The sequence below is a fragment of the Aliterella atlantica CENA595 genome (assembly GCF_000952155.1).
Lineage (GTDB): Bacteria > Cyanobacteriota > Cyanobacteriia > Cyanobacteriales > Chroococcidiopsidaceae > Aliterella > Aliterella atlantica.
Genome location: NZ_JYON01000005.1, coordinates 51081 through 70679, shown reverse-complemented (window position 1 = coordinate 70679; position 19599 = coordinate 51081). Strand labels below are relative to the sequence as shown.

Genomic DNA, 19599 nt, shown 5'->3' with positions numbered 1-19599 from the left:
TTCTTGCGGTGTTATGAGCCATACTTCTCCCGATGCTAGTCACAAACAAGTTTCACAAGACGAAAAGCTAAACTTATCAACAAAACTAGCTTATGGCGCGGGTGATTTGGGACCAGCATTTACAGCGAATATTTCTGTATTTTTTTTACTGATATTTTTTACTAATGTCGCTGGTATTCCGGCTGGGTTAGCAGGTAGTGTCTTGTTGATTGGTAAAGTCTGGGATGCTGTCAACGACCCGATTGTAGGCGTATTAACTGACAAAACAAAATCTCGTCGTTGGGGTCGTCGTTTGCCTTGGATGTTTTATGGGGCGATCCCGTTTGGGATATTCTTTTTCTTGCAGTGGATTGTACCGCAATTTAGTAGCGATCGCTCAACTCAAGTTTGGAGTCTATTTTGGTATTACGTATTTATTGGGGTACTATCGCAAGTATTCTATACTGTAGTCAATTTGCCTTATACGGCAATGACTCCAGAACTTACCCAAGATTATGACGAACGCACGAGCTTAAATAGTTTTCGTTTTGGGTTTTCCATTGGTGGCAGCGTTTTATCTTTGGTATTGGCGCAAGTTATCTTTGCTAATATTAGCGATCGCGCTTTGCAGTTTGTAGTCTTAGCAGGCGTTTGTGGGGTAATTTCGACTGTAGCTATATATTGGTGCGTATTTGGGACGCGCGATCGCATTCTAGCTTTTGAAGCCAAACGAACTGAAATTCCAGAACCTCCATCTATTCCCATCAAAGAACAGTTAAAAATTGTCTTTAGCAATCGCCCTTTTCTATTTGTGATTGGGATATATCTATGTTCTTGGTTAGCTGTACAGCTAACAGCTAGCATTATTCCCTACTTTGTAGTTGATTGGATAGGTCTTAAGGATGCAGATGTACCCATAGTATTGATTGGAGTCCAAGGAACGGCGTTATTGATGCTATTTGTTTGGGGTGCTTTGAGTAAGCGCTGGGGTAAAAAAGTTGTGTATTTCATGGGCATGGGTGTTTGGATTATTGCCCAAATTGGTTTATTTTTCCTCCAACCAAATCAATTCGGTTGGATGTACGCTTTAGCAATATTGGCAGGTGTAGGAGTTTCGACAGCTTATCTGATTCCTTGGTCAATGCTCCCTGATGTAATTGAACTAGACGAACTTAGAACTGGACAGCGGCGCGAAGGCATTTTCTATGCTTTTATGGTGTTTTTACAAAAGCTTGGTTTAGCTTTGGGACTATTTTTAGTTAGCATTTCCCTAGAAACATCTGGTTTTCAAGAGTCTGTTGCAGGGCAAACTACGCCCGTTCAGCCAGCTGAAGCCTTGCAAGCAATCCGCTTGGCTGTTGGTCCTTTACCGATGGTTTTTCTGATTTGCGGCTTGATTTTAGCTTATTTTTATCCTCTTACTCGTGAGGTTCACGCAGAGATATTGTTAAAACTTAAAGAGCGCGAAAACGCTAATAAAAGCGCAGGTTAAAGGGGAAATGCGATCGCCGCTTTATCTCCAAATTCGAGGTGCGATCGCAGCTACTAATAACAAAAATACAATTTCAAGCACGTAGCTAACAAACACGCTGCGATTTAATAAACCATCCCAAAGATAACCGCGATGTTTAGGAGTTGGGCTAGATGTGCGTTTGAAGTGATGGCTCCATCCAGTCTAAAGTTTTCCTTAGAGGTGGATCTTCAATTAACAGTAAGGCTAGCAGGAGCGGTAAAACCAGAGTTTTAGGAGAAAACAATTGCCTTAATTGCTAAAATAGCAACTGCTCAAAAAGTCAAAGTTGAACTTTTGGGCATAATTCGTTTTAGTAACACGGGCGCTTTTTCACAGCAAGCTTTACAGCCTAGAGATCCTGATTTGTGTAGTAGTGTGGTGGAAGCACTAGAAAATATGAGTAACAAAGAAGCAGTTGATGCTTTGAGCCAAGCTTTACAGCATAAATGTTTTTCTGTACGTATAAGCGCAGTGGAGGCATTAGAAAATATCGGTAATGAAAAGGCAGTTGATGCTCTCATCCATGCTTTACATCATGAGTATTCTGATGTGCGGGGTAGTGCAGCAGAGGCATTAGGAAAAATCGGCAATGAATTGGCAGTTAATGCTCTCATCCAATCTTTACAGGATATAGATGAAGTGCGTATGTGGGCGGCGGGGGCATTAGGAAAAATCGGCAATGAATTGGCAGTTAATACTCTCATCCAAGCCTTACAGGATGAATATGATTTTATGCGTTTGTGTGCAGCAGAGGCATTAGGAAGCATCAGCAATGAAACAGCAGTTGATGCTCTAATCCATGCTTTACAGGATAAATATGATTCTGTGCGTGTGTGTGCGGCGAAGGCATTAGTAAAAATCGGCAATGAAACAGCAATTAATCCTGTAATTCAAGCCTTACAACATGAGGATTATTTTGTGCGTATAAATGCGGCGGAAGCATTAGGGAACATCAACAATGAAAAGGCAGTTAACGTTCTAAGCCAAGCTTTACAACATGAATATTCTTCTGTACGTATAAGTGCAGTGGAGGCATTAAGAAACATCGGCAATGAAAAGGCGGTTAATGCTCTAAGCCAGGCTCTACAGGATTTCGATTCTAACGTGCGTGTGTGTACGGCGAAGGCATTAGGAAACATCGGTAATGAAAAGGCAGTTGATGCTCTTATCCAAGCTCTACAGCATGAATATTCTGATGTGCGTGTCTGTGCGACGGAGGCATTAGGAGACATCGGTAATGAAACAGCAGTTAATCCTCTAATCCAAGCTTTACACGATAAATATGATTTTGTGCGTTGGAGAGCAGCAAAGGCATTAGGAGAAATCGGTAATGAATTAGCAGTTGATGCTCTCATCCAAGCTTTACAAGATAAATGTTCTTCCGTACGTTCCTGTGCGGCGAAGGCATTAGGAAACATCGGTAATGAAACAGCAGTTAATCCTCTAATCCAAGCTTTACAGGATAGCGATTATTTCGTGCGTTGGAGTGCAGTGGAAGCGTTAAAAAAAATCGGTAATGAAGCAGCACTAACTGCTGTAACCCAAACTTTACAACAAAAAGGTTTCGATGATATCCCTTTTTGAATAAAGGTCAAATAGATAAGAATCCATCCTAAGATACTTTTGAGTCTCCGTTTGTATCCGTCTGTTGTTTCTGCGAACACAGGAATCAGATTCCTGCTGGCGGCAAAATACGGGAAAATCTAGTTTAGATTGGTACAAAATCTAACCATTTAAAACATAACTTTAAATAGAAACAACTATGACATCGGTTGCTGATTCAGAATTTTGGGAAGCTCATTATCAAGAAGGGAGGACACGCTGGGATTTGGGACAAGCTGCGCCGCCTTTTGTAAGTTTGTTAGATTCGCCTACTGCGCCGCTACCTGATCGCATGGCTGTATTAGGTGCTGGTAGAGGCTATGACGCCTTGTTGTTTGCCCAGCGAGGATTTGAGGTAATTGGGTTTGATTTTGCCCCTAGCGCGATCGCAGATGCTACAGCTTTAGCCCAAAATAGCGGCATCCCTGCCCAATATCTACAACGCAATATTTTCGACTTACCCGCAGAGTTTCCCAATTATTTTGATTACGTATTGGAGCATACTTGCTTTTGTGCCATCGACCCAAGCGATCGCCCAGCCTACGTAAAGCTAGTAAAATCTTTGCTAAAACCACAAGGCGAACTAATAGCTTTATTTTGGGCGCACAGCAAACCAGGCGGTCCGCCTTTTGGTACAAATATTGATGAAATCAGAGAGTATTTTCAGTCCGATTTTAAAATTACTTCCCTGTCACTTGCTACCAACTCTATAGCAGAGCGTCAAGGAGAAGAATATCTAGGACGCTTTCAAGTAGAGAGCGGAACTCAATAAAATCTGGTCACTGGTCACTGGTTACTGGTCACTGTATAAAATACCTTTCGTTCGGTCTATGCATTGAGCAATCGGGAAGTGGTAATTGTAGACTAAATAAAAATAAAAAAGGTAAATTTAAGTACATGGCTGAACTAAGTCTAGAAGAGATTTCTGCTCAACTAGAAAGCCCTGATTCGCGCGATCGCATGATTGCGCTTGCTTCTTTGCGGCGCATTCCCTCAGTAGATGCAGTTCCGTTAATTAAAAAAGTTCTTGACGACGAAATTCTCCAAATCCGCTCAATGGCTGTGTTTGCATTAGGCGTTAAACATACAGATGAATGCTACCCGATTTTAGTCAAATTACTAGAAACTGACCCTGATTATGGGATTCGGGCTGATGCTGCTGGTGCTTTGGGCTATTTAGGCGATATTAGAGCATTTGAGCCATTAGTTAGAGCTTTTTATGAAGATACTGAATGGTTGGTGCGTTTTAGTGCAGCCGTTTCATTAGGTAATCTCAAAGATCCTCGCGCCCATGACTTGTTAGTTCGGGCTTTAGATAGCGAGGAAGTAGTATTGCAACAAGCAGCGATCGCAGCTTTAGGTGAAATTAGAGATATCCAAGCTGTAGAACATATTGTGCGCTTTGTGCCTTCAGAAGATTGGCTGACAAGACAACGTTTAGCTGAAGCTTTGGGAAATTTGCCTAGCGATAAAAGTATTTCTGCTTTGAAATATTTAGAAAAAGATAGCCATCCCCATGTTGCCCAAGCTGCAACGATTTCACTCAATCGCCTGGCTGCTTAATGGCGGAATATTTACCAGTTGCGATCGCCATTAAGTTACCTTAAAAGATGAGGTTTTAAGTGACGTTGATATTTTAATTTGACTTATGGATGTTAAAGAGTTTTTTGAGTTGAGCGCTGGTAAATGGTTCTCTCACCGTACCAGCCACCACCTAGCTTTCAAGCAATCTGAAGATGGCAAATCAGATATTACGATCGAAATGCTTGCCAAGGACGATCCAGAAGTCATTAAACTTTGCCAGCAATATGAAGTCGATCCCGCTTTGGCAAACTGCGGCGCTAGAGTCAATTGGAACGGCACGATGGAGTGGGATGAAGAAAAACATACTGGTTCTACTGTCTTAGTAACAGTACCAGATACAGACAATCCCAGCCAGGGTAAATTGCTGCGGGAAATGGGTTATGCAGAAAAAACGCCTGTTGCAGGTAGCTATGTGATGGGCGATGATGGAGCGCTAACCCTAACTACTGAATATGAAACCATGTCTTCTGAGGAACGTTTGTGGTTTCCTAGTCCAAATTTAAGGATGCGAGTTAGCGTATTGAAGCGCTTTGGTGGTTTTAGCATGGCTTCTTTTACATCGGAAATTCGCATGGGTGGATTGAAGCCAACTGCTGAAACTTCCAGTCAAACTACAGCCAGTTAATCGGTGATTAATTAGGGTGCGCTTTAACGTGCGCCCTAATTTTGAGTCAGACTAAGCAGTTGCAACTGCAACAAATTTTTTGTTTGCTGTAATACTTATGATGCTGCGGCAAAATCTGTGTATTGCCGCATTTTTGGTTCGTGGAATGCTAACACTATATCTTCCTTATTAATACCTGCACCAACTAGATCGTTGGCAATACCATTTTCCGTCCAATCTTCCTCAATGCAAATCTTGCCATTTTGCAGGCGAATATATACAGTCATGCCAGTAATGCGATCGCCTTTTTGCCAACCAAGATTCATCCAAATATAATGACCGTTAGGTTCATCCACAATCAAGAATGTCTCAATGTCTTGGTTAGGGCGGTGGTTACACAGTTGTACGTACTCAGCTAAAATTCGCCTAATTATTGCGGAATATTCAGTTAATTTATCCATTGTTCAATCTCCTCCGCTTCTAGATTTACAACTATGAGTGGAAGTCGGTGTTTGCTGAGAATAAGTTGCACTACATCTTGATTGAAAAAGCTTTTATAAATGACTGTACCAACAGCAACGTAAAGTTTACGCTCTGGCGCTGTTTCCTCTAAGAGGTAGCGATAAATATCATACTGACCTAAAGCCTCTTTTAAATCTTGTATTTTCGATGCCCCAACGAAGCTTTTAACTTCAACAACCAGTTTTTGCCCATCTCTTTCAGCCGCGATAGGGCGTTCAGCACCAAGGTCAGCATACAACGTTGTCCTACGATACTGAATTATATACGGATCGTCTGTAATTGCCCAACCGTCCTTTACCAGAGCATTTTTTACTCCATTATGGATAATATCTAACTTAGGCATAGCGAACGAAACATATCTATAGCATACTCTGGCATAGGCTTGATAAGTTACCTAATTACCATTCGCGCGATCGCTTTTAATTTGCCGTAAAACCCGTTTGTATCTGTGGCGGGTGGGTTAAATCGCTTAATTGGTGGGTTATTAGTAATACTGAGCAAAGGCTTGTCTTTAACCGCTTCTTGATGTTTTTGGTCAGCGATCGCTCTGATTTTAGCAATATCAGCTTTATTTGCCGTTTGCTGCTCTAAATTACTACGTTTGCCTATTTTAAAAAAAGTAAAAGTATCGTTTTTGAGGCTTTTTTGAGAGGCGACATCAGCGGCGCTATAAGTTTTTTCTTGCTGATGCATCTTGTGGTTGAAGCTGCCACATACCAAACGCTCAAATTCGTGGTTAAAATGATAAGATACCTCGCCTTTGCGCTGCCAAATAGCCAAAATTTGGTCTACAGAAAGCGCTTTATAACGACCTTGATACAACGCTTCGATTGTAGCTAGATATATCCATTGAGCGGGGTAATCGTTCAGCCAGCGCTGCATGATGTCCTTGGCAGTACGACCACCTAGATCGAAACTGTAGTAAGTTAGTAGCGCTATGGTTAAATCTGTGGGCGCGTTAAGAGCTTGTGCGAACATCTAGGTAATTAGGTGGTAGGCAAACATTCATTGCCTATAGCCTACAGCCTATTGCCATATTTGCGGTGAATTGCTAATCTAATTCGTTGCAAACCCCTGGTTCAAAATTAATGATTGAAGTCGAGCATCTCAGTAAAATCTACGGCTCTACCCCAGGAATTGCGGACGTTACCTTTAACGTCGAACCAGGGGAAATTATGGGGTTTTTAGGTCCCAATGGAGCCGGAAAAACTACAACTATGCGGATTTTAGCAGGGTATCTCCCAGCAACAACGGGAACTGCTAAAATCGCTGGCTATGACGTGCATAAGAATTCCTTGCAAGTGCGGCAGAAAATTGGCTATTTGCCAGAAAATCCGCCTTTATATCCAGAAATGACGGTAGCAGGATTTTTACATTTTGTTGCCCGCCTCAAGGGAGTGAGCGCAGGCGATCGCAATCGGCAAGTAGCGGCGGCTATCGAGCGCTGTAACCTACAAGAAAAGCGTAATGTATTGATTCGCAAGCTATCTAAAGGTTTTCGCCAGCGGGTGGGAATTGCCCAAGCGATCGTTCACGATCCGCCAGCAATTATTTTGGATGAACCTACTGTTGGGCTAGATCCTCGGCAAATTATCGATGTGCGAAATCTAATCAAAAGTTTAGCTGGCAGTCATACGATTATTCTTTCTACTCATATTTTGCCTGAAGTTCGCATGACGTGCGATCGCGTCACAATTATCAATCGCGGTAAAGTAGTTGTAACTAATACACCCGATACTCTAGAGGCTGGTTTGGCTGAGGGTTCGGGTTATGAGATAGAAATTGACGGGGATGCGGAAGCTGCTAAAAATCAACTGCAACAGTTGCTCAACGTGCGGAAGGTAGAAGTTGAAAAATCTGTAGTCGAGAATCGTGCCATCTTAAAGGTAATAGCAGTACCAGGTACGGAACCAGGACGCTATATCGTCCAAGTTTTAGTCAATATGGGCATAGGAGTGTTTGAAATGCGGCGCACTCGCCCCAGTTTAGAAGATGTATTTTTAGAACTGACAACTGAGGAAAAGAAGCTAGAGGCAAGTGTTGAAGAATCGCAGATAGAGGGAGAAGCAAGTTAATGGGGATTATTTTTGGCAATATTATTGCTATTTACCGCCGAGAATTGCAGAGTTACTTTGCCTCGCCTTTAGCTTATGCGATCGCGGCTGTCTTTTGGCTATTATCTGGGTTCTTTTTTGTCTTGTTGTTACTAAGTCCAGAAGGTATTATTCAACAAGTAGCGCAAAGAGACTTGGCGGGGCAGCAAATAGGGCAGCCTCTACCGCCGATAGATGTAGCTTATGAGTTTTTACGGGCATTTTTGAGCATAATTAGTTCTTTATCATTGTTTTTGCTGCCGATATTGTCGATGGGACTGTATGCTGAAGAACGTAAGCGCGGTACGCTGGAATTGCTAGCAACTTCTCCCATAACTAATTGGGCGGTAGCAGTAGGCAAGTTGTTAGGGGTAGTAACGTTTTTTACGGTGATGGTACTGCCTTTATTTGCTTACGAAGCGATCGCTTTAAGCGCTGCAACGCCTCCAATTCCGCCTGCTATCCCCTTACTTGGACATCTTGCCTTAATAATGCTTGCAGCGGCAGTTTTATCTTTAGGAATGTTTGTTTCTTCGCTGACTGATAGCACGATTTTGGCAGCAGTATTTACATTCGGACTAATTTTATTTTTGTGGGTGTTAGATGCGATTTCTAAAAGTATCGGCGGTAGCGTCGGCGCAGCTTTAGGACATCTTTCGTTGCTCAAACATTATACTGACTTAACTCAGGGCATTTTTGACAGCAGCAGTATAGTCTTATTTGTTAGCTATATTGTCTTGGGAATCTTTCTGACGGCTCAATCTATCGATGCTTTGCGCTTCTCGCGATCGTAAGTTATGAAAACTATCTCAAAAAACTACTGGAAATATCTATTTTGGCTAGGTCCATTCCTAGTCATAATGGGTATGGTTGCCGGGCTTGTATCTGCTCAGTGGGGGGCAATTCCTATAGGGTTGATGATAGGTGGGATTGTAGCTACGCTCTTGTGGTTGCTATTTCAAGCACAGCGTAATAGCTGGTGGAGTCGGCGTTCTACTCAAGCTGGTACTAATGCTTTAATTGCAACGCTAGCAGTATTGGTAATTTTAGGATTAGTTAACTTTTTGGCTGTGCGCTATCCAGTGCGAGTAGATTTGACTGAAACTGGACTCTATACCCTTGCACCCCAATCGCGGCAATTAGTTAGAAGCCTGCAAAAGCCAGTAAAGTTATGGATATTCGATCGCAATCAAAACCCTGAAGATCGATTGTTATTAGAAAATTATCGCAGACAAGGACAAAATTTTAGTTTCGCATACGTCGATCCGCAAGTTAATCTGGGACTAGCAAACAAGTTCAACGTGCAAAGACCAGGTGAAGTACATCTAGAATCTGGACAACAAAGGCGATTGTTGCAAACAGTCAACGAGCAAGAAAGGTTATCAGAAACGCGCTTAACTAATGCTCTGCAACAAATAACTAGCAACTTTAAAGCCAAAGTTTATTTCTTGCAAGGTCATGGAGAGTACCCAGTAGCAGGTGAAAGTCCGCTAGCGCAAGCATTGGGAGTATTAGCAGATAGAAATTACACCCTCGAACCGTTAAATTTGGCACAGCAGCCCAAAGTACCTCAAGATGCAACTGTAGTAGTTATAGCAGGGGCGAGGCGCAGTCTATTAGCGCCAGAAGTTAAAGCCTTGAGCGCATATCTCAATCAAGGCGGTAGCTTGCTGCTAGCAATCGATCCAACTATTAATCTTGGCATTGACAGTTTGCTCAAAACTTGGGGGGTAACACTCGATAATCGTTTGGTAGTCAATCCTGCAGGTACAGCCCTAGGCTATGGTCCTGCCGAGATTTTAGTAGATAATTATGGACAACACCCAATTACTCAAGATTTTAGTAATGGCATTACGATTTTGCAAGCTGTAAGACCGATTGAAATTACACCAGTAAATGGCGTGCAAGCGACTCCGTTATTGATAACCAGTCCGCAAAGTTGGGCAGAAAGCGATTTAAAGAGCGAAAACTTGCAATTCGATCCAAAAAGCGATCGCAATGGTCCTTTAACTGTAGGTATAGCATTGACTAAACCTAGCTCTAATGCGCGTTTGGTAGTAGTTGGTAGCTCTAACTTTATCACCAACGAGCAGTTCCAGCAGCAGTTGAATGGAGATTTATTTACTAATTCTATAAGTTGGTTAAGCAAGCAAGATGCACCAGCACAGTTATCTATTCGCCCCAAGGAAGCAAAAAACCGCCGGATTAATTTGCAAGCAGCGCAAGCTAATGTTTTAGGTTTGGCGGCGCTTGGACTTGTGCCTTTAATTGGGTTTGCAGCAGCGGCTATTTTATGGTGGCAACGTCGATAGAAGTCAAAAGTTAAAATTATTAGGCTTATCTGATAATAGTTTGAGCTACTTACCAGGTTGCAATATCTTGCATAGGCGCAATGCGTTCGCCTCTCTCTTTTATGAATCTACCGAAATCAACTCTCATTTTGCTCCTACTTGCTTTAGGATTGGGCGGTTTTGTCTATTTCTATGAAATTCGCAGTGCAACTCAAAAGCAGGAAGCAGCAGTTCAGGCAAAGCAAATTTTCTCTTTTACAGAGGAACAAGTAGCAGCTTTGAGCGTAAAAACTCAAAATCAGACGTTAAAGTTTGAGCGGGTAGATAAATCAGGTCAATCTAGCTGGCAAATGAAGGTTCCTAATGATACTCCTGCTAGCGGTGGTACGATTGCTTATTTGCTAGATTTATTAGCTAAAGGTAAAAGCGATCGCACTTTATCTGTATCTTCTCCGCAATTAGCTGAATATGGATTGAATCAACCGCAAGCAAATATAGAAGTAAAACTGAAAAATAATGAAACTCATCGGCTAGTTTTGGGGAATCCTAATTTTGACCGCAGTTTTTTGTACGCCCAAGTCGATCCTCCTGCTCAAAATACTGGCAATGTAGATGTATTGTTAGTCTCTCCAGACTTTGGCAATGCAGTCAACCGTCAGCTATCAGAGTGGAAAAGCCAGAACGATAATAAGCCATCTACCAAGAGTCCTAATCCTTCGCCATGAATAGCCTTACAGCAAAGGCATTGATTTCTTCCCTCACTGGTCACTATTAATAAATTAAGGGCAAGAAAACCGTGAATTACGAATTACGAATTATTTAGTCATGAATAGCCCAACAGCAACGCTACTTGTTTCTTGCGCCGACAGACAAGGATTAGTAGCAAAAATTGCTAACTTTATCTACTCCAACGGCGGTAATATTATTCATGCCGACCAACATACAGACCTTGCTGCTGGCTTATTTTTAACGCGGATTGAGTGGCAGTTAGAAGGGTTCAATTTGCCGCGTGAATATATTAAACCTGCATTTAATGCGATCGCTCAACCTCTGCAAGCTAAATGGGAATTGCATTTTTCTGACACTATTCCCCGCATTGCTATTTGGGTTAGCAAGCAAAACCACTGTCTGTTTGACTTACTTTTGCGCCAGCAAGCTCAGGAATTTGTTGCCGAAATCCCGTTAATTATCAGCAATCACCCCGATCTAAAAGTGGTAGCCGAGCAATTTGGCATCGACTACCACCATATCTCGATTACCAAGGAAAATAAACACGAGCAAGAACTAAAACAGCTAGAACTACTCAAACAGTACAACATCGATTTGGTAGTTTTAGCCAAATATATGCAAGTTGTCAGTGCAGACTTTATTACTCAGTTTCCGCAGATAGTTAATATTCATCATTCATTTTTGCCTGCTTTTGTAGGTGCAAACCCGTATCACAAAGCTTACGAACGCGGCGTAAAAATTATCGGTGCTACAGCGCACTACGTTACCCCAGATTTGGATGCAGGACCTATTATCGAGCAAGATGTAGTTAGAGTCAGCCATCGCGACGATGTAGACGATTTGATCCGTAAAGGCAAAGATTTAGAGCGGGTAGTATTAGCAAGAGCAGTACGATCGCATTTACTCAATCGTGTCTTAGTTTATGGCGATCGCACTGTCGTTTTTGAGTAAGGCGCTACTTAGTACCTGCAAGTAAGGCTTTGGATGCAGATTCACCAGCTATTTTTACCTGCCTACTTATTTGCAGAGTACACAAAGCTAGTACGCTAAACTGACCTAAAAGCGCCAGGAAAGTGCTAGAAATACTCGTATATTTAATGGCAGCGTATGGGAAAGCTGTAAATAGCCACAGTAAAGGAGCTTGACTAGGTTCTATAGCTAGCAATCCTAAAATTACAGGTGGCAAAATAACTAAAGCCGCTAAAGCCCCAATTATCCACAGCCCTTGTTTTTGCGTCCGCATAAACACAACCAACTGAGCGATCGCCGCATACACTAAGATTAAGCTGGCGCTAATTGCTAAATTAGTCAGCGCTGGTAGCCAATCGCGTCCGTCTAGCTGAGTAAAAATCCAAGGTACTAGCATTGTAGAGGCGATCGCTAAGTTGAGAGCGATCGTAACTATAACCGGACTTTTTTCTCCCCAAATTAAATCGCGCACCAAAGACGAACTTAGCAAATTCTTCCGCTGGCGCTGCTTTCTATATCTTGCCCAATCTTGCAATGCTTGTTTTTGCGGTGTCAGGGCGACAACTAATCCTAAAAACAGCAGGAAGTTATATAAAAGCAAAATACCAAAGTTATCTTCTAGTAGCCTATTGTAATTCTCTGAGAAAGCGAAGCCGATTATCGTTACTTCAACGCCAGCAACGATTAAGTAGCTTTGGCGCTTGCTAAATATTGTCTTACTGGGATTGTGAAATCGCCTATTTAAAGCTTGCCAACACCAATAAGTCCACAAACTGTAATTTAATATCAAAGCGCTACCTAAGCCTACCATTCCTAGTCCTACTGGCAGGAAAAACCAATGCAACTGTTCAATATTTAGATAACTAAATGAATTTGTAGATTCGATTCCAGTTGCAGCAATTAAGTATTGCAAAATTAAGACAGGAGAAAATATGCTAATCCAGTCTAAAGAATTATTGATTACTGGTTTAATCGCAGCAATCCACAGGAAACCCAGAACAGTACCGCTTCCCAACCAAGCTTGAAACCCGCCCAGTGCAGAACTAACTAAGCCAAATAGTAGCGATAGGCTATAAAAAAACAGGCAACTCAGTCCTAAAATGCCATCAAAGCTAAAAATCCGCCCCACAGGAATACCCGCAGCCAATCCAGACCACAGATGCAAAGGTACAGCCGAAATTGCAATTAGATACAGTAAAATCGGTACACCCAAGATTTTGCCTAGCAAAATACTTTGTGCAGACTGAGGGCTAAGGCGAATAAAGTTTAAAGTTCCGCGACGTTCTTCTTGTGCTAAATCGTTAATCAGTAGATAAGTTCCAGCTACTAACAAACCAAATATCCCAATCAAACTTAATGCTAGAAATAAGTCTAGCGACCATTTTTGCCAGTCGACGAGCAAATTACCAGCAGCATCAGCTAAACACTTATGGTAATAACTATATTCGCTACCACCCGTACAGTATTTATCGCTCATGGGTAATGAGCCATCTGCTCTAAGTTGCGGGATTTGCACTACATAAGACATATATAGGACAAACTGCCCTAATAGAGAAATTGCAGCGCTAATTATTAAGTTGCGAGGTTTGAGTCTTCCTTTTAGTTCTCTAAGTAGCTGCGGATTCCAATCGCCCACAGGATATAGCCAGCCCAGTTTCATGATAAATTCTCCAAATATGCTGTAATTAGCCCATAATTTCCTAACTGCTTGCTACTACGTTAGGATGCTTGTTTGTGACCGAGTTTGAGGAAAATAGTTTCTAAATCCTCTTGAGTAGAGTGAAAATCAGTCAGCGGAATGCCAGAATCTATAAGCTGTCGCAATAAATTAGCTAAATCTGTGCGATCGCCTGTAAAATAAACGCGCATTCCATTTTGTTGCGGTACTACTTCCCATTCCTCAACTAAGGCGCAATTATTTATTTCTGCCTTAAGTGGTTCTAAGTCTCCTAAAGTCGATATAAAAATTTGCTGGCGGCTTTGACGTTGATAAAGTTGGTTCAAGTTACAACTTTCTACCAAATAGCCTAACTCCATAATTCCTACAGAAGTACAGAGTTCTGCCAAATCGCTCAAGACGTGAGATGAAATTAATACAGTCATCCCAACTTCTTGCAATACTTTAATAATCTCCCGAAACTGCATTCGCGCGATCGGGTCTAACCCCGAAACTGGCTCGTCTAATAACAGTACAATCGGTTCGTGGATAATAGTTCGCGCCAGACTTAGGCGCTGTTTCATTCCCCGCGATAGAGTATTGATACGGCTGTGACGTTTATTGGTTAGTTGCACCAGTTCTAAAACTTCTTTTAGGCGTTGGCTGCGACGCGGGTTTTTTAATTGGTACAGACGGGCAAAATAATCTAAGTAGTCCCAAACTATCAAATCATCGTATAAAGGAAAGTCGTCAGGTAAATAACCAATATGGCGTTTTAACTGCGGGTTGCTTTGGTCTAATAATAAGCGATCGCCGTTAATATAAATTTCGCCGATTGTTGGTTCTTCCGCCGCAGCTAGCATCCGAATCAAAGTCGTTTTACCAGCGCCATTTGGTCCAATTAAGCCATAGACTTCGCCTGCTGCTATTTCTAAGTCAATATCGTTTACTGCTATATGTCGCTCAAATTGCTTGGTAACAGAGCAAGTCTTAATCGCTAGTTCTTTTGACATAAATACGGCTGGGGTGATGTAGCGATAGTCACTTTACCTATTTCAGTAAAGTTTTAGGCTCTAGCTTAACTTGAGCCTCTAAGTTTTGGTTGTAAAGTTGCAGAAATTGAAACAATCGAAGTCAATAAAGTTTTGTAAAAATAGTAAATACGCGATCGCGTAGCGTGGGTATAGACCAATCGCATATTTGTTGGCTTTAATTATGGCTATTTCTACTAATATTCTCTCAAATAACACAACTAAAACCTGGATTTGGCAAGGTTTCCCGATTTGTTATCAGGCTCAAGGTACTGAAGGACCAGCAGTTGTTTTAGTACATGGCTTTGGTGCTTCTTGGTGGCACTGGCGGTTTAATATTCCTGTATTAGCCCAAGCCAGTCGCGTTTATGCAATTGACTTAATTGGTTTTGGTTCGTCAGCCAAGCCAAAACCAGGAACGAAGTTGCAACCAGGCGAACAAATTCCCTATTCCTTTGAAACTTGGGGACAGCAAATCGCTGATTTTTGTAGGGAAGTAGTAGGCGAACCAGTATTTTTAGTAGGAAATTCTATCGGTTGTATTGCGGCAATGCAAGCTGCAGTATATGCGCCGGATATGGTTATAAAAGTAGCGCTGCTGAATTGTTCTTTAAGACTACTGCACGATCGCAAGCGCGTAACTTTACCTTGGTATCGCCGTTTCGGAGCGCCACTCGTACAAAAATTGTTATCTTTCCAGCCGATTAGTCAATTTTTCTTCAACCAACTAGCTAAACCAAAAACAGTCCGCAAGATTTTATTGCAAGCATACGCTCATCCTGAAGTAGTGACCGATGAGTTGGTAGATATATTAATGGCTCCAGCCCTCGATGCTGGGGCTGTGGCGGTATTTGTAGCTTTCACGGCTTACTCGCAAGGACCTTTACCCGAAGACCTATTAGAAGTGCTGCCATGCCCCGCTATTATGCTGTGGGGAACCGCCGATCCTTGGGAATCAATTGAATTAGGTCGAGAATTGGCAAAATTTCCCCAAGTGCAAGTATTTATTCCCATAGAAGGTGTAGGACATTGTCCCCAAGACGAAGCGCCAGAAATTGTCAACCCAATTTTACAAAATTGGATAGTGCGATCGAGCAACCTTGTAGAGACGTAGCAATGCTACGTCTCCAAAATATACAGACATAGCAGTAATTTTGGCGATCGCGCAATAGGATGATTCATGGCAATTAATTTTTCCATTTGATGGCGATTTGGGCGGTCGCGCGATAGAGGAGTTGCAGTGCAACGTCTCTACAATGCATATAAATCATTGTTTTTTCAACCAATCTTGCCCTAATTGAATTGTGATATCAGATTCGAGATTGCCCGTACTTTCGACGCGCACCTCTCCTACATTTAATGCTTGGCGAAGTTGTTGAGCGCTATTACCGTCACCTTGCTGGGCGACAATATGCGTTACCTGCAAAGGTTCGCTCCATTTTCTAGCAATATAAACATTGCGATAGCCTGCTGCTTGCAGAGAATTTAATAAAGACTGTACACCCGTGTCGCTACCTGTACTATCTTGAATGGCGATTCTTAACCTTCTAGGCTCGACAATTGCTTGTTGCGTGTCTGTAGGAACGTTGAAGTGTTGATTCATCATCGTGGCAATGCGATCGCTATCTGGCAACCAGTAACTCGCTCTATACTCTCCTGGTTCGCTAAATCTTCCTGGTACTAACAACATCTGCACGTTGGCGCGTTGGGTTTGCGAACCAAAGCCAACTAACGCCATCAACTCTTGAACTGTCAAGTTGGTATCGATATGCGATTGAATTACAGATAGCACCTTGGGTACTCGCGTAATAGTAGTTGGATTCAATGCTTGTTCCATAAACGATCGCATTAACAATTGCTGGCGTTGAATTCTGCCAATATCGCCGTTTTCGTCGTGGCGAAAGCGGAGGAATTGCAACGCTTGATTGCCATTAAGTTGATGCTCTCCGGCTTTGAGGTTGATGTATAAGTGTTGGCTGTCATCTTGATACTTCAAATCTTTAGGAACGTAAACTTTGACACCACCTAAAGCATCAATTAGCTTTTCTACGCCTTGAACGTTGATCCGCATATAGCGATCGATTGGCACACCATTTAGCAGTTCGCTCACAGCTTGAGCGCTAAGTGCAGGACCGCCTTCATAGTTGGCGGCATTAATTTTAATATAATTGCGTCCCTCGTTTAGAGATACGCGCGTATCTCTGGGAATTGACATCACAGTTAATTTTTTCTTTTTTGGATCGAAGCGCAGCAGCAACATCGTATCGGTAAGTCCTTCAAACGAGTTGAGCGTTGCATGATAACCAAGCTCTTTACTACCAGCAGGAGGATTATTTACGTCAGAGGTGAGAACTTTTACCCCCAAAACAAGGATATTCACAGGGCGGGTAAGTTCCGAAAGCTTGAATCCAGCACGCGAAATGCGATCGCCTTTACCAAATACTGCTTCTTCCTCAGCAGTCAATTGGCTTTGCATCAAAGGCGTAGTTGACAAAGAAACTGCTAACAGCGCTCCTGCTGTTGCTGACAGCATGGCTACACCAGTTAAACCGCCCCAAAACCATAACCAACGCCCAGCTTTAGGGCGAGATGGCTTCTTCTTGATAGATTTAGCGGAACTACTTGCTGAAGCAGACTTTCGCTCGGAATGTTTATGAACTGTCACGGACTTCCTCACACTTACGTTGTCACTTAAAAATTAATGGCAGGCGATCGCTGCAGCTAACCACAGCCTATAGCGAACGATATTTTTGGTTTAAAGTTTCCCCCCAAATCGCTGAATTTGCAATACATATTCGTAATTTCTTTGCTTTAGTGCCAATTTCGGCTGTTGCTTCAAGGGCAAGTGTACTCGGATTGTATTTGACTGGCAATCTGAGTTTTTACGGAAATTAGACGAGAAGTAGGATAAAGATTAAATAGTTAATATAAACCTTTTATTCTTCCTGTCAACTCAAATATAGTGACTAGCTGCAACAAGGCGCATCAATCAAGATAAATATTTGCCTACTCGTTCTGCGAGGCTACTAAAACCTGGCAAACGAGTCCGTTTGCCAGCAGAAAGGCGAATCATTAGTAAAATACTGACTAAAAAGTAACCAGAAGTGAGTAAAGTATTTAAGATCAGTAGCCGTAAGGATAAAAATTCTGATGCTTCCGCGCCTATACCCAAAAGGAAGTAGGCTAACAACCAACTTCCTGCTAAGGTTACAGACAAACGACTGGCGTTTAATTGTTCGCGACTAATTTCTGTAGTTGCAGATTTATTGCTATAGCGATAAAGCGTCCATAGGGAAGGAAAAAAGCCTAGTATGGGGATCGAGTAAAAATATAACTGTAGGTGTTTGAGGTCTGAATCTTTTTTCATATTTAGTTGCACAAATCCTGAACTAGAGGGATAAGTCAAACAAGCGAAGTTAGCGATAATTAAAACCGCAAGGGCAAATGTGATTTAGTTGTATCCGGCAGTTGGCAAATGCAGAAACGCTTACTACTTGAATGGTGGCAGGGAATGACGATAGGAGGGCGATTAAGCGCGATCGCTCTTGTCGCTCCCCTAATGGTTCTCAATGCTTGGGCAGTCTCTTCTATTTTCAATTATTTCAACTCGCTGATCGTTATTTTGGTCGGCGCATCGCTATTAGCATTTTTGCTTAATTATCCAGTTAGTTGGATGGAAAGCCGAGGTGCTAGACGCGAACAAGTCGCTATTTTAGTATTTTTGACGGCTTTATCAATTCTGCTCGCTTTAGGAGTAACGCTCGTTCCTTTGGTACTTACTCAGGCACAGCAGTTAGTCGTACGGCTGCCAGAGTGGATCGATTCGGGACGCTACCAACTATTATTGTTAAATGATTGGGCTGACAATCAAGGTTTACCTCTAAACTTGGATGCGTTGCTAGTCCAAATCAACGATCGTTTAAAAGGACAATTGCAAGCGATCGCGGCTCAAGTGCTAAATTTGGCTGTACTTACTGTTACTAGCTTGCTAGATTTTGTGCTGACAATGGTTTTGGCATTCTATTTGTTGCAGCATGGCGATCGCTTGTGGCAAAGTTTGATTGAATGGCTACCTGCCAAAATCCGCCAGCCGTTTTCCCAGACATTGCGCCTGAGTTTTCAAAATTTCTTTATCGGGCAGTTAATTTTCGGTACTTGCATGGCTTTTGCCCTCATCCCAACTTTCTTGTGGCTAAAAGTACCTTTCGGGCTACTGTTTGGCTTAACCATCGGGATTATGGCGCTGATTCCGTTTGGCGGTACAGTCGGCATTATTACGACTACTTTGTTAGTAGCTTTGCAAGATTTTTGGTTGGGTTCGCGGGTACTAATTGCCGCCGTAATCGTCCAACAAATATTAGAAAACTTAGTTGCTCCCCGGATTTTAGGCAGCGTTACAGGTTTAAACCCAGTTTGGGTATTAATTTCTGTATTAACAGGAGCTAGAGTTGGTGGCTTGTTGGGGGTAATTGTTGCCGTACCGACAGCAGTAGTAATTAAAACAGCTTTAAGCGCTGTAAGAGGGCGTAGTAGTGCGGCTTCTGGGGCTATTGAGACAAGTGCATCACCAGGTATATTGACAGATAAATCTATGCAGGTAGATGAAGTCACCGATTCAATAGAAACAAACCCCAAGCCAAAAATCAAGGATATTTCAGCCGGAGGTTCTTACCAAGTTTAACTGCCTGGTAATTCTTGCTGTGATAATTGGAAAGGATCGATAATACTTGCACTATCAGGCTTAGAATATCCAGCTACAGACATACTAAGCAAAACAACGCTGGCTGCCGAAATAGCATAACGTCTACCTAAGCGAATCGCATACCGTCGGTGTAAAAAACCTGCTTTTTTCTCGTTAGGTTCCAGATGGTTCATAGAATGCCTCTTTTGCCAAAGATGTTCCACAAACTACTGATAGTGCATCTATCAGCAGCTAATATTCATCAAGCTTTTACTATGACATTCTCAATCGGGCGATCGCCCTTCAGTTACGATTTTGGTAACAAACTCTAAATTCTATATTTT

21 protein-coding genes are annotated in these 19599 nt (G+C 42.2%); 13 read left to right on the top strand and 8 right to left on the bottom strand.

The features are described 5' to 3' along the window. Nucleotides 1-13 precede the first annotated feature (13 nt). From UH38_RS06600 to UH38_RS06580, 5 genes are all read left to right on the top strand, one after another. On the top strand, nt 14-1471 hold the full coding sequence (locus UH38_RS06600; protein WP_045053856.1) for an MFS transporter: 1458 nt from the start codon (nt 14-16) through the stop codon (nt 1469-1471). A gap of 315 nt (nt 1472-1786) precedes the next feature. Beyond that, the gene (locus UH38_RS06595; protein ID WP_052672281.1) at nt 1787-3076 is read left to right on the top strand and encodes a HEAT repeat domain-containing protein; all 1290 of its coding nucleotides are present in this window, start codon (nt 1787-1789) and stop codon (nt 3074-3076) included. Between the two features lie 178 nt (nt 3077-3254). After that, a complete protein-coding gene (locus tag UH38_RS06590) occupies nt 3255-3866 on the top strand; it encodes a methyltransferase domain-containing protein (RefSeq protein WP_045053855.1) in 612 nt (203 codons plus the stop codon). Between the two features lie 125 nt (nt 3867-3991). Next, on the top strand, nt 3992-4657 hold the full coding sequence (locus tag UH38_RS06585; protein WP_045053854.1) for a HEAT repeat domain-containing protein: 666 nt from the start codon (nt 3992-3994) through the stop codon (nt 4655-4657). A gap of 85 nt (nt 4658-4742) precedes the next feature. Continuing rightward, on the top strand, nt 4743-5303 hold the full coding sequence (locus UH38_RS06580) for a phycobiliprotein lyase (RefSeq protein ID WP_045053853.1): 561 nt from the start codon (nt 4743-4745) through the stop codon (nt 5301-5303). Between the two features lie 95 nt (nt 5304-5398). Here the strand turns inward: UH38_RS06580 and UH38_RS06575 are convergent, their stop codons facing one another. From UH38_RS06575 to UH38_RS06565, 3 genes are read right to left on the bottom strand one after another with little or no spacing between them, the layout of a single operon-like run. Further along, the gene (locus UH38_RS06575; protein ID WP_045053852.1) at nt 5399-5743 is read right to left on the bottom strand and encodes a XisI protein; all 345 of its coding nucleotides are present in this window, start codon (nt 5741-5743) and stop codon (nt 5399-5401) included. Further along, nucleotides 5731-6147 (bottom strand): element excision factor XisH family protein, encoded by a 417-nt coding sequence (locus UH38_RS06570; RefSeq protein ID WP_045053851.1) that lies wholly within the window; start codon nt 6145-6147, stop codon nt 5731-5733. The genes UH38_RS06575 and UH38_RS06570 overlap by 13 nt, the downstream gene beginning before the upstream one ends. Before the next feature lie 47 nt (nt 6148-6194). Then, nucleotides 6195-6782: a hypothetical protein gene (locus UH38_RS06565; RefSeq protein ID WP_045053850.1), complete on the bottom strand. Its 588-nt coding sequence runs from the start codon at nt 6780-6782 to the stop codon at nt 6195-6197. A 110-nt stretch (nt 6783-6892) separates the two neighbouring features. Here UH38_RS06565 and UH38_RS06560 point away from each other — a divergent pair, with 110 nt between their 5' ends. The 5 genes from UH38_RS06560 to purU all read left to right on the top strand — a co-directional run bounded on the left by UH38_RS06560 (nt 6893) and on the right by purU (nt 11868). Then, nucleotides 6893-7879, top strand: a complete 987-nt coding sequence (locus UH38_RS06560; RefSeq protein WP_045053849.1) for an ABC transporter ATP-binding protein — start codon at nt 6893-6895, stop codon at nt 7877-7879. Beyond that, a complete protein-coding gene (locus tag UH38_RS06555; protein ID WP_045053848.1) occupies nt 7879-8691 on the top strand; it encodes an ABC transporter permease in 813 nt (270 codons plus the stop codon). The genes UH38_RS06560 and UH38_RS06555 overlap by 1 nt, the downstream gene beginning before the upstream one ends. A 3-nt stretch (nt 8692-8694) precedes the next feature. Then, nucleotides 8695-10209, top strand: a complete 1515-nt coding sequence (locus UH38_RS06550; RefSeq protein WP_045053847.1) for a GldG family protein — start codon at nt 8695-8697, stop codon at nt 10207-10209. 80 nt (nt 10210-10289) lie between these two features. Further along, a complete protein-coding gene (locus UH38_RS06545) occupies nt 10290-10913 on the top strand; it encodes a DUF4340 domain-containing protein (RefSeq protein ID WP_235355104.1) in 624 nt (207 codons plus the stop codon). A 100-nt stretch (nt 10914-11013) separates the two neighbouring features. Continuing rightward, complete coding sequence (purU, locus tag UH38_RS06540; protein WP_045053845.1) at nt 11014-11868, top strand: formyltetrahydrofolate deformylase; 855 nt, start codon at nt 11014-11016, stop codon at nt 11866-11868. A gap of 4 nt (nt 11869-11872) precedes the next feature. Here purU and UH38_RS06535 read toward each other — a convergent pair whose 3' ends face one another. Both UH38_RS06535 and UH38_RS06530 read right to left on the bottom strand, forming a co-directional pair. Continuing rightward, a complete protein-coding gene (locus UH38_RS06535) occupies nt 11873-13546 on the bottom strand; it encodes a hypothetical protein (RefSeq protein ID WP_045053844.1) in 1674 nt (557 codons plus the stop codon). Nucleotides 13547-13605: 59 nt separating this feature from the next. After that, nucleotides 13606-14556: an ABC transporter ATP-binding protein gene (locus UH38_RS06530; protein WP_045053843.1), complete on the bottom strand. Its 951-nt coding sequence runs from the start codon at nt 14554-14556 to the stop codon at nt 13606-13608. Between the two features lie 202 nt (nt 14557-14758). Here UH38_RS06530 and UH38_RS06525 point away from each other — a divergent pair, with 202 nt between their 5' ends. Beyond that, nucleotides 14759-15688 carry an alpha/beta fold hydrolase gene (locus tag UH38_RS06525; RefSeq protein WP_045053842.1) on the top strand — a complete coding sequence of 310 codons (930 nt, stop codon included), beginning with the start codon at nt 14759-14761 and terminating at the stop codon, nt 15686-15688. Between the two features lie 153 nt (nt 15689-15841). Here the strand turns inward: UH38_RS06525 and UH38_RS06520 are convergent, their stop codons facing one another. Beyond that, a complete protein-coding gene (locus UH38_RS06520) occupies nt 15842-17239 on the bottom strand; it encodes an LCP family protein (protein ID WP_045053841.1) in 1398 nt (465 codons plus the stop codon). A gap of 324 nt (nt 17240-17563) precedes the next feature. Continuing rightward, a complete protein-coding gene (locus UH38_RS06515; RefSeq protein ID WP_045053840.1) occupies nt 17564-17941 on the bottom strand; it encodes a hypothetical protein in 378 nt (125 codons plus the stop codon). A gap of 108 nt (nt 17942-18049) precedes the next feature. Here UH38_RS06515 and UH38_RS06510 point away from each other — a divergent pair, with 108 nt between their 5' ends. Next, nucleotides 18050-19255, top strand: a complete 1206-nt coding sequence (locus UH38_RS06510; protein WP_072044890.1) for an AI-2E family transporter — start codon at nt 18050-18052, stop codon at nt 19253-19255. Here UH38_RS06510 and UH38_RS06505 read toward each other — a convergent pair. Beyond that, nucleotides 19252-19449, bottom strand: coding sequence for a hypothetical protein (locus UH38_RS06505; protein WP_045053839.1), 198 nt, complete (start codon nt 19447-19449; stop codon nt 19252-19254). The two genes, UH38_RS06510 and UH38_RS06505, sit on opposite strands and share 4 nt — an antisense overlap. Before the next feature lie 3 nt (nt 19450-19452). On the opposite strand from UH38_RS06505, the gene UH38_RS27845 reads away from it, so the two are divergent. Continuing rightward, nucleotides 19453-19587 carry a hypothetical protein gene (locus tag UH38_RS27845; RefSeq protein ID WP_268748865.1) on the top strand — a complete coding sequence of 45 codons (135 nt, stop codon included), beginning with the start codon at nt 19453-19455 and terminating at the stop codon, nt 19585-19587. Nucleotides 19588-19599: the final 12 nt, after the last annotated feature.

What these genes read in the sequence shown, in the direction of transcription:
- UH38_RS06555 (WP_045053848.1), top strand. Translation starts at nt 7,879, where the DNA reads ATGGGGATTATTTTTGGCAATATTATTGCTATTTACCGCCGAGAATTG.
- UH38_RS06580 (WP_045053853.1), top strand. Translation starts at nt 4,743, where the DNA reads ATGGATGTTAAAGAGTTTTTTGAGTTGAGCGCTGGTAAATGGTTCTCT.
- UH38_RS06565 (WP_045053850.1), bottom strand. Translation starts at nt 6,782, where the DNA reads ATGTTCGCACAAGCTCTTAACGCGCCCACAGATTTAACCATAGCGCTA.
- UH38_RS06535 (WP_045053844.1), bottom strand. Translation starts at nt 13,546, where the DNA reads ATGAAACTGGGCTGGCTATATCCTGTGGGCGATTGGAATCCGCAGCTA.
- UH38_RS06570 (WP_045053851.1), bottom strand. Translation starts at nt 6,147, where the DNA reads ATGCCTAAGTTAGATATTATCCATAATGGAGTAAAAAATGCTCTGGTA.
- UH38_RS06590 (WP_045053855.1), top strand. Translation starts at nt 3,255, where the DNA reads ATGACATCGGTTGCTGATTCAGAATTTTGGGAAGCTCATTATCAAGAA.
- UH38_RS06585 (WP_045053854.1), top strand. Translation starts at nt 3,992, where the DNA reads ATGGCTGAACTAAGTCTAGAAGAGATTTCTGCTCAACTAGAAAGCCCT.
- UH38_RS06550 (WP_045053847.1), top strand. Translation starts at nt 8,695, where the DNA reads ATGAAAACTATCTCAAAAAACTACTGGAAATATCTATTTTGGCTAGGT.
- UH38_RS06505 (WP_045053839.1), bottom strand. Translation starts at nt 19,449, where the DNA reads ATGAACCATCTGGAACCTAACGAGAAAAAAGCAGGTTTTTTACACCGA.
- UH38_RS06560 (WP_045053849.1), top strand. Translation starts at nt 6,893, where the DNA reads ATGATTGAAGTCGAGCATCTCAGTAAAATCTACGGCTCTACCCCAGGA.
- UH38_RS06530 (WP_045053843.1), bottom strand. Translation starts at nt 14,556, where the DNA reads ATGTCAAAAGAACTAGCGATTAAGACTTGCTCTGTTACCAAGCAATTT.
- UH38_RS06600 (WP_045053856.1), top strand. Translation starts at nt 14, where the DNA reads ATGAGCCATACTTCTCCCGATGCTAGTCACAAACAAGTTTCACAAGAC.
- UH38_RS06545 (WP_235355104.1), top strand. Translation starts at nt 10,290, where the DNA reads ATGCGTTCGCCTCTCTCTTTTATGAATCTACCGAAATCAACTCTCATT.
- UH38_RS27845 (WP_268748865.1), top strand. Translation starts at nt 19,453, where the DNA reads ATGCCTCTTTTGCCAAAGATGTTCCACAAACTACTGATAGTGCATCTA.
- UH38_RS06510 (WP_072044890.1), top strand. Translation starts at nt 18,050, where the DNA reads ATGCAGAAACGCTTACTACTTGAATGGTGGCAGGGAATGACGATAGGA.
- UH38_RS06515 (WP_045053840.1), bottom strand. Translation starts at nt 17,941, where the DNA reads ATGAAAAAAGATTCAGACCTCAAACACCTACAGTTATATTTTTACTCG.
- UH38_RS06575 (WP_045053852.1), bottom strand. Translation starts at nt 5,743, where the DNA reads ATGGATAAATTAACTGAATATTCCGCAATAATTAGGCGAATTTTAGCT.
- UH38_RS06525 (WP_045053842.1), top strand. Translation starts at nt 14,759, where the DNA reads ATGGCTATTTCTACTAATATTCTCTCAAATAACACAACTAAAACCTGG.
- purU (WP_045053845.1), top strand. Translation starts at nt 11,014, where the DNA reads ATGAATAGCCCAACAGCAACGCTACTTGTTTCTTGCGCCGACAGACAA.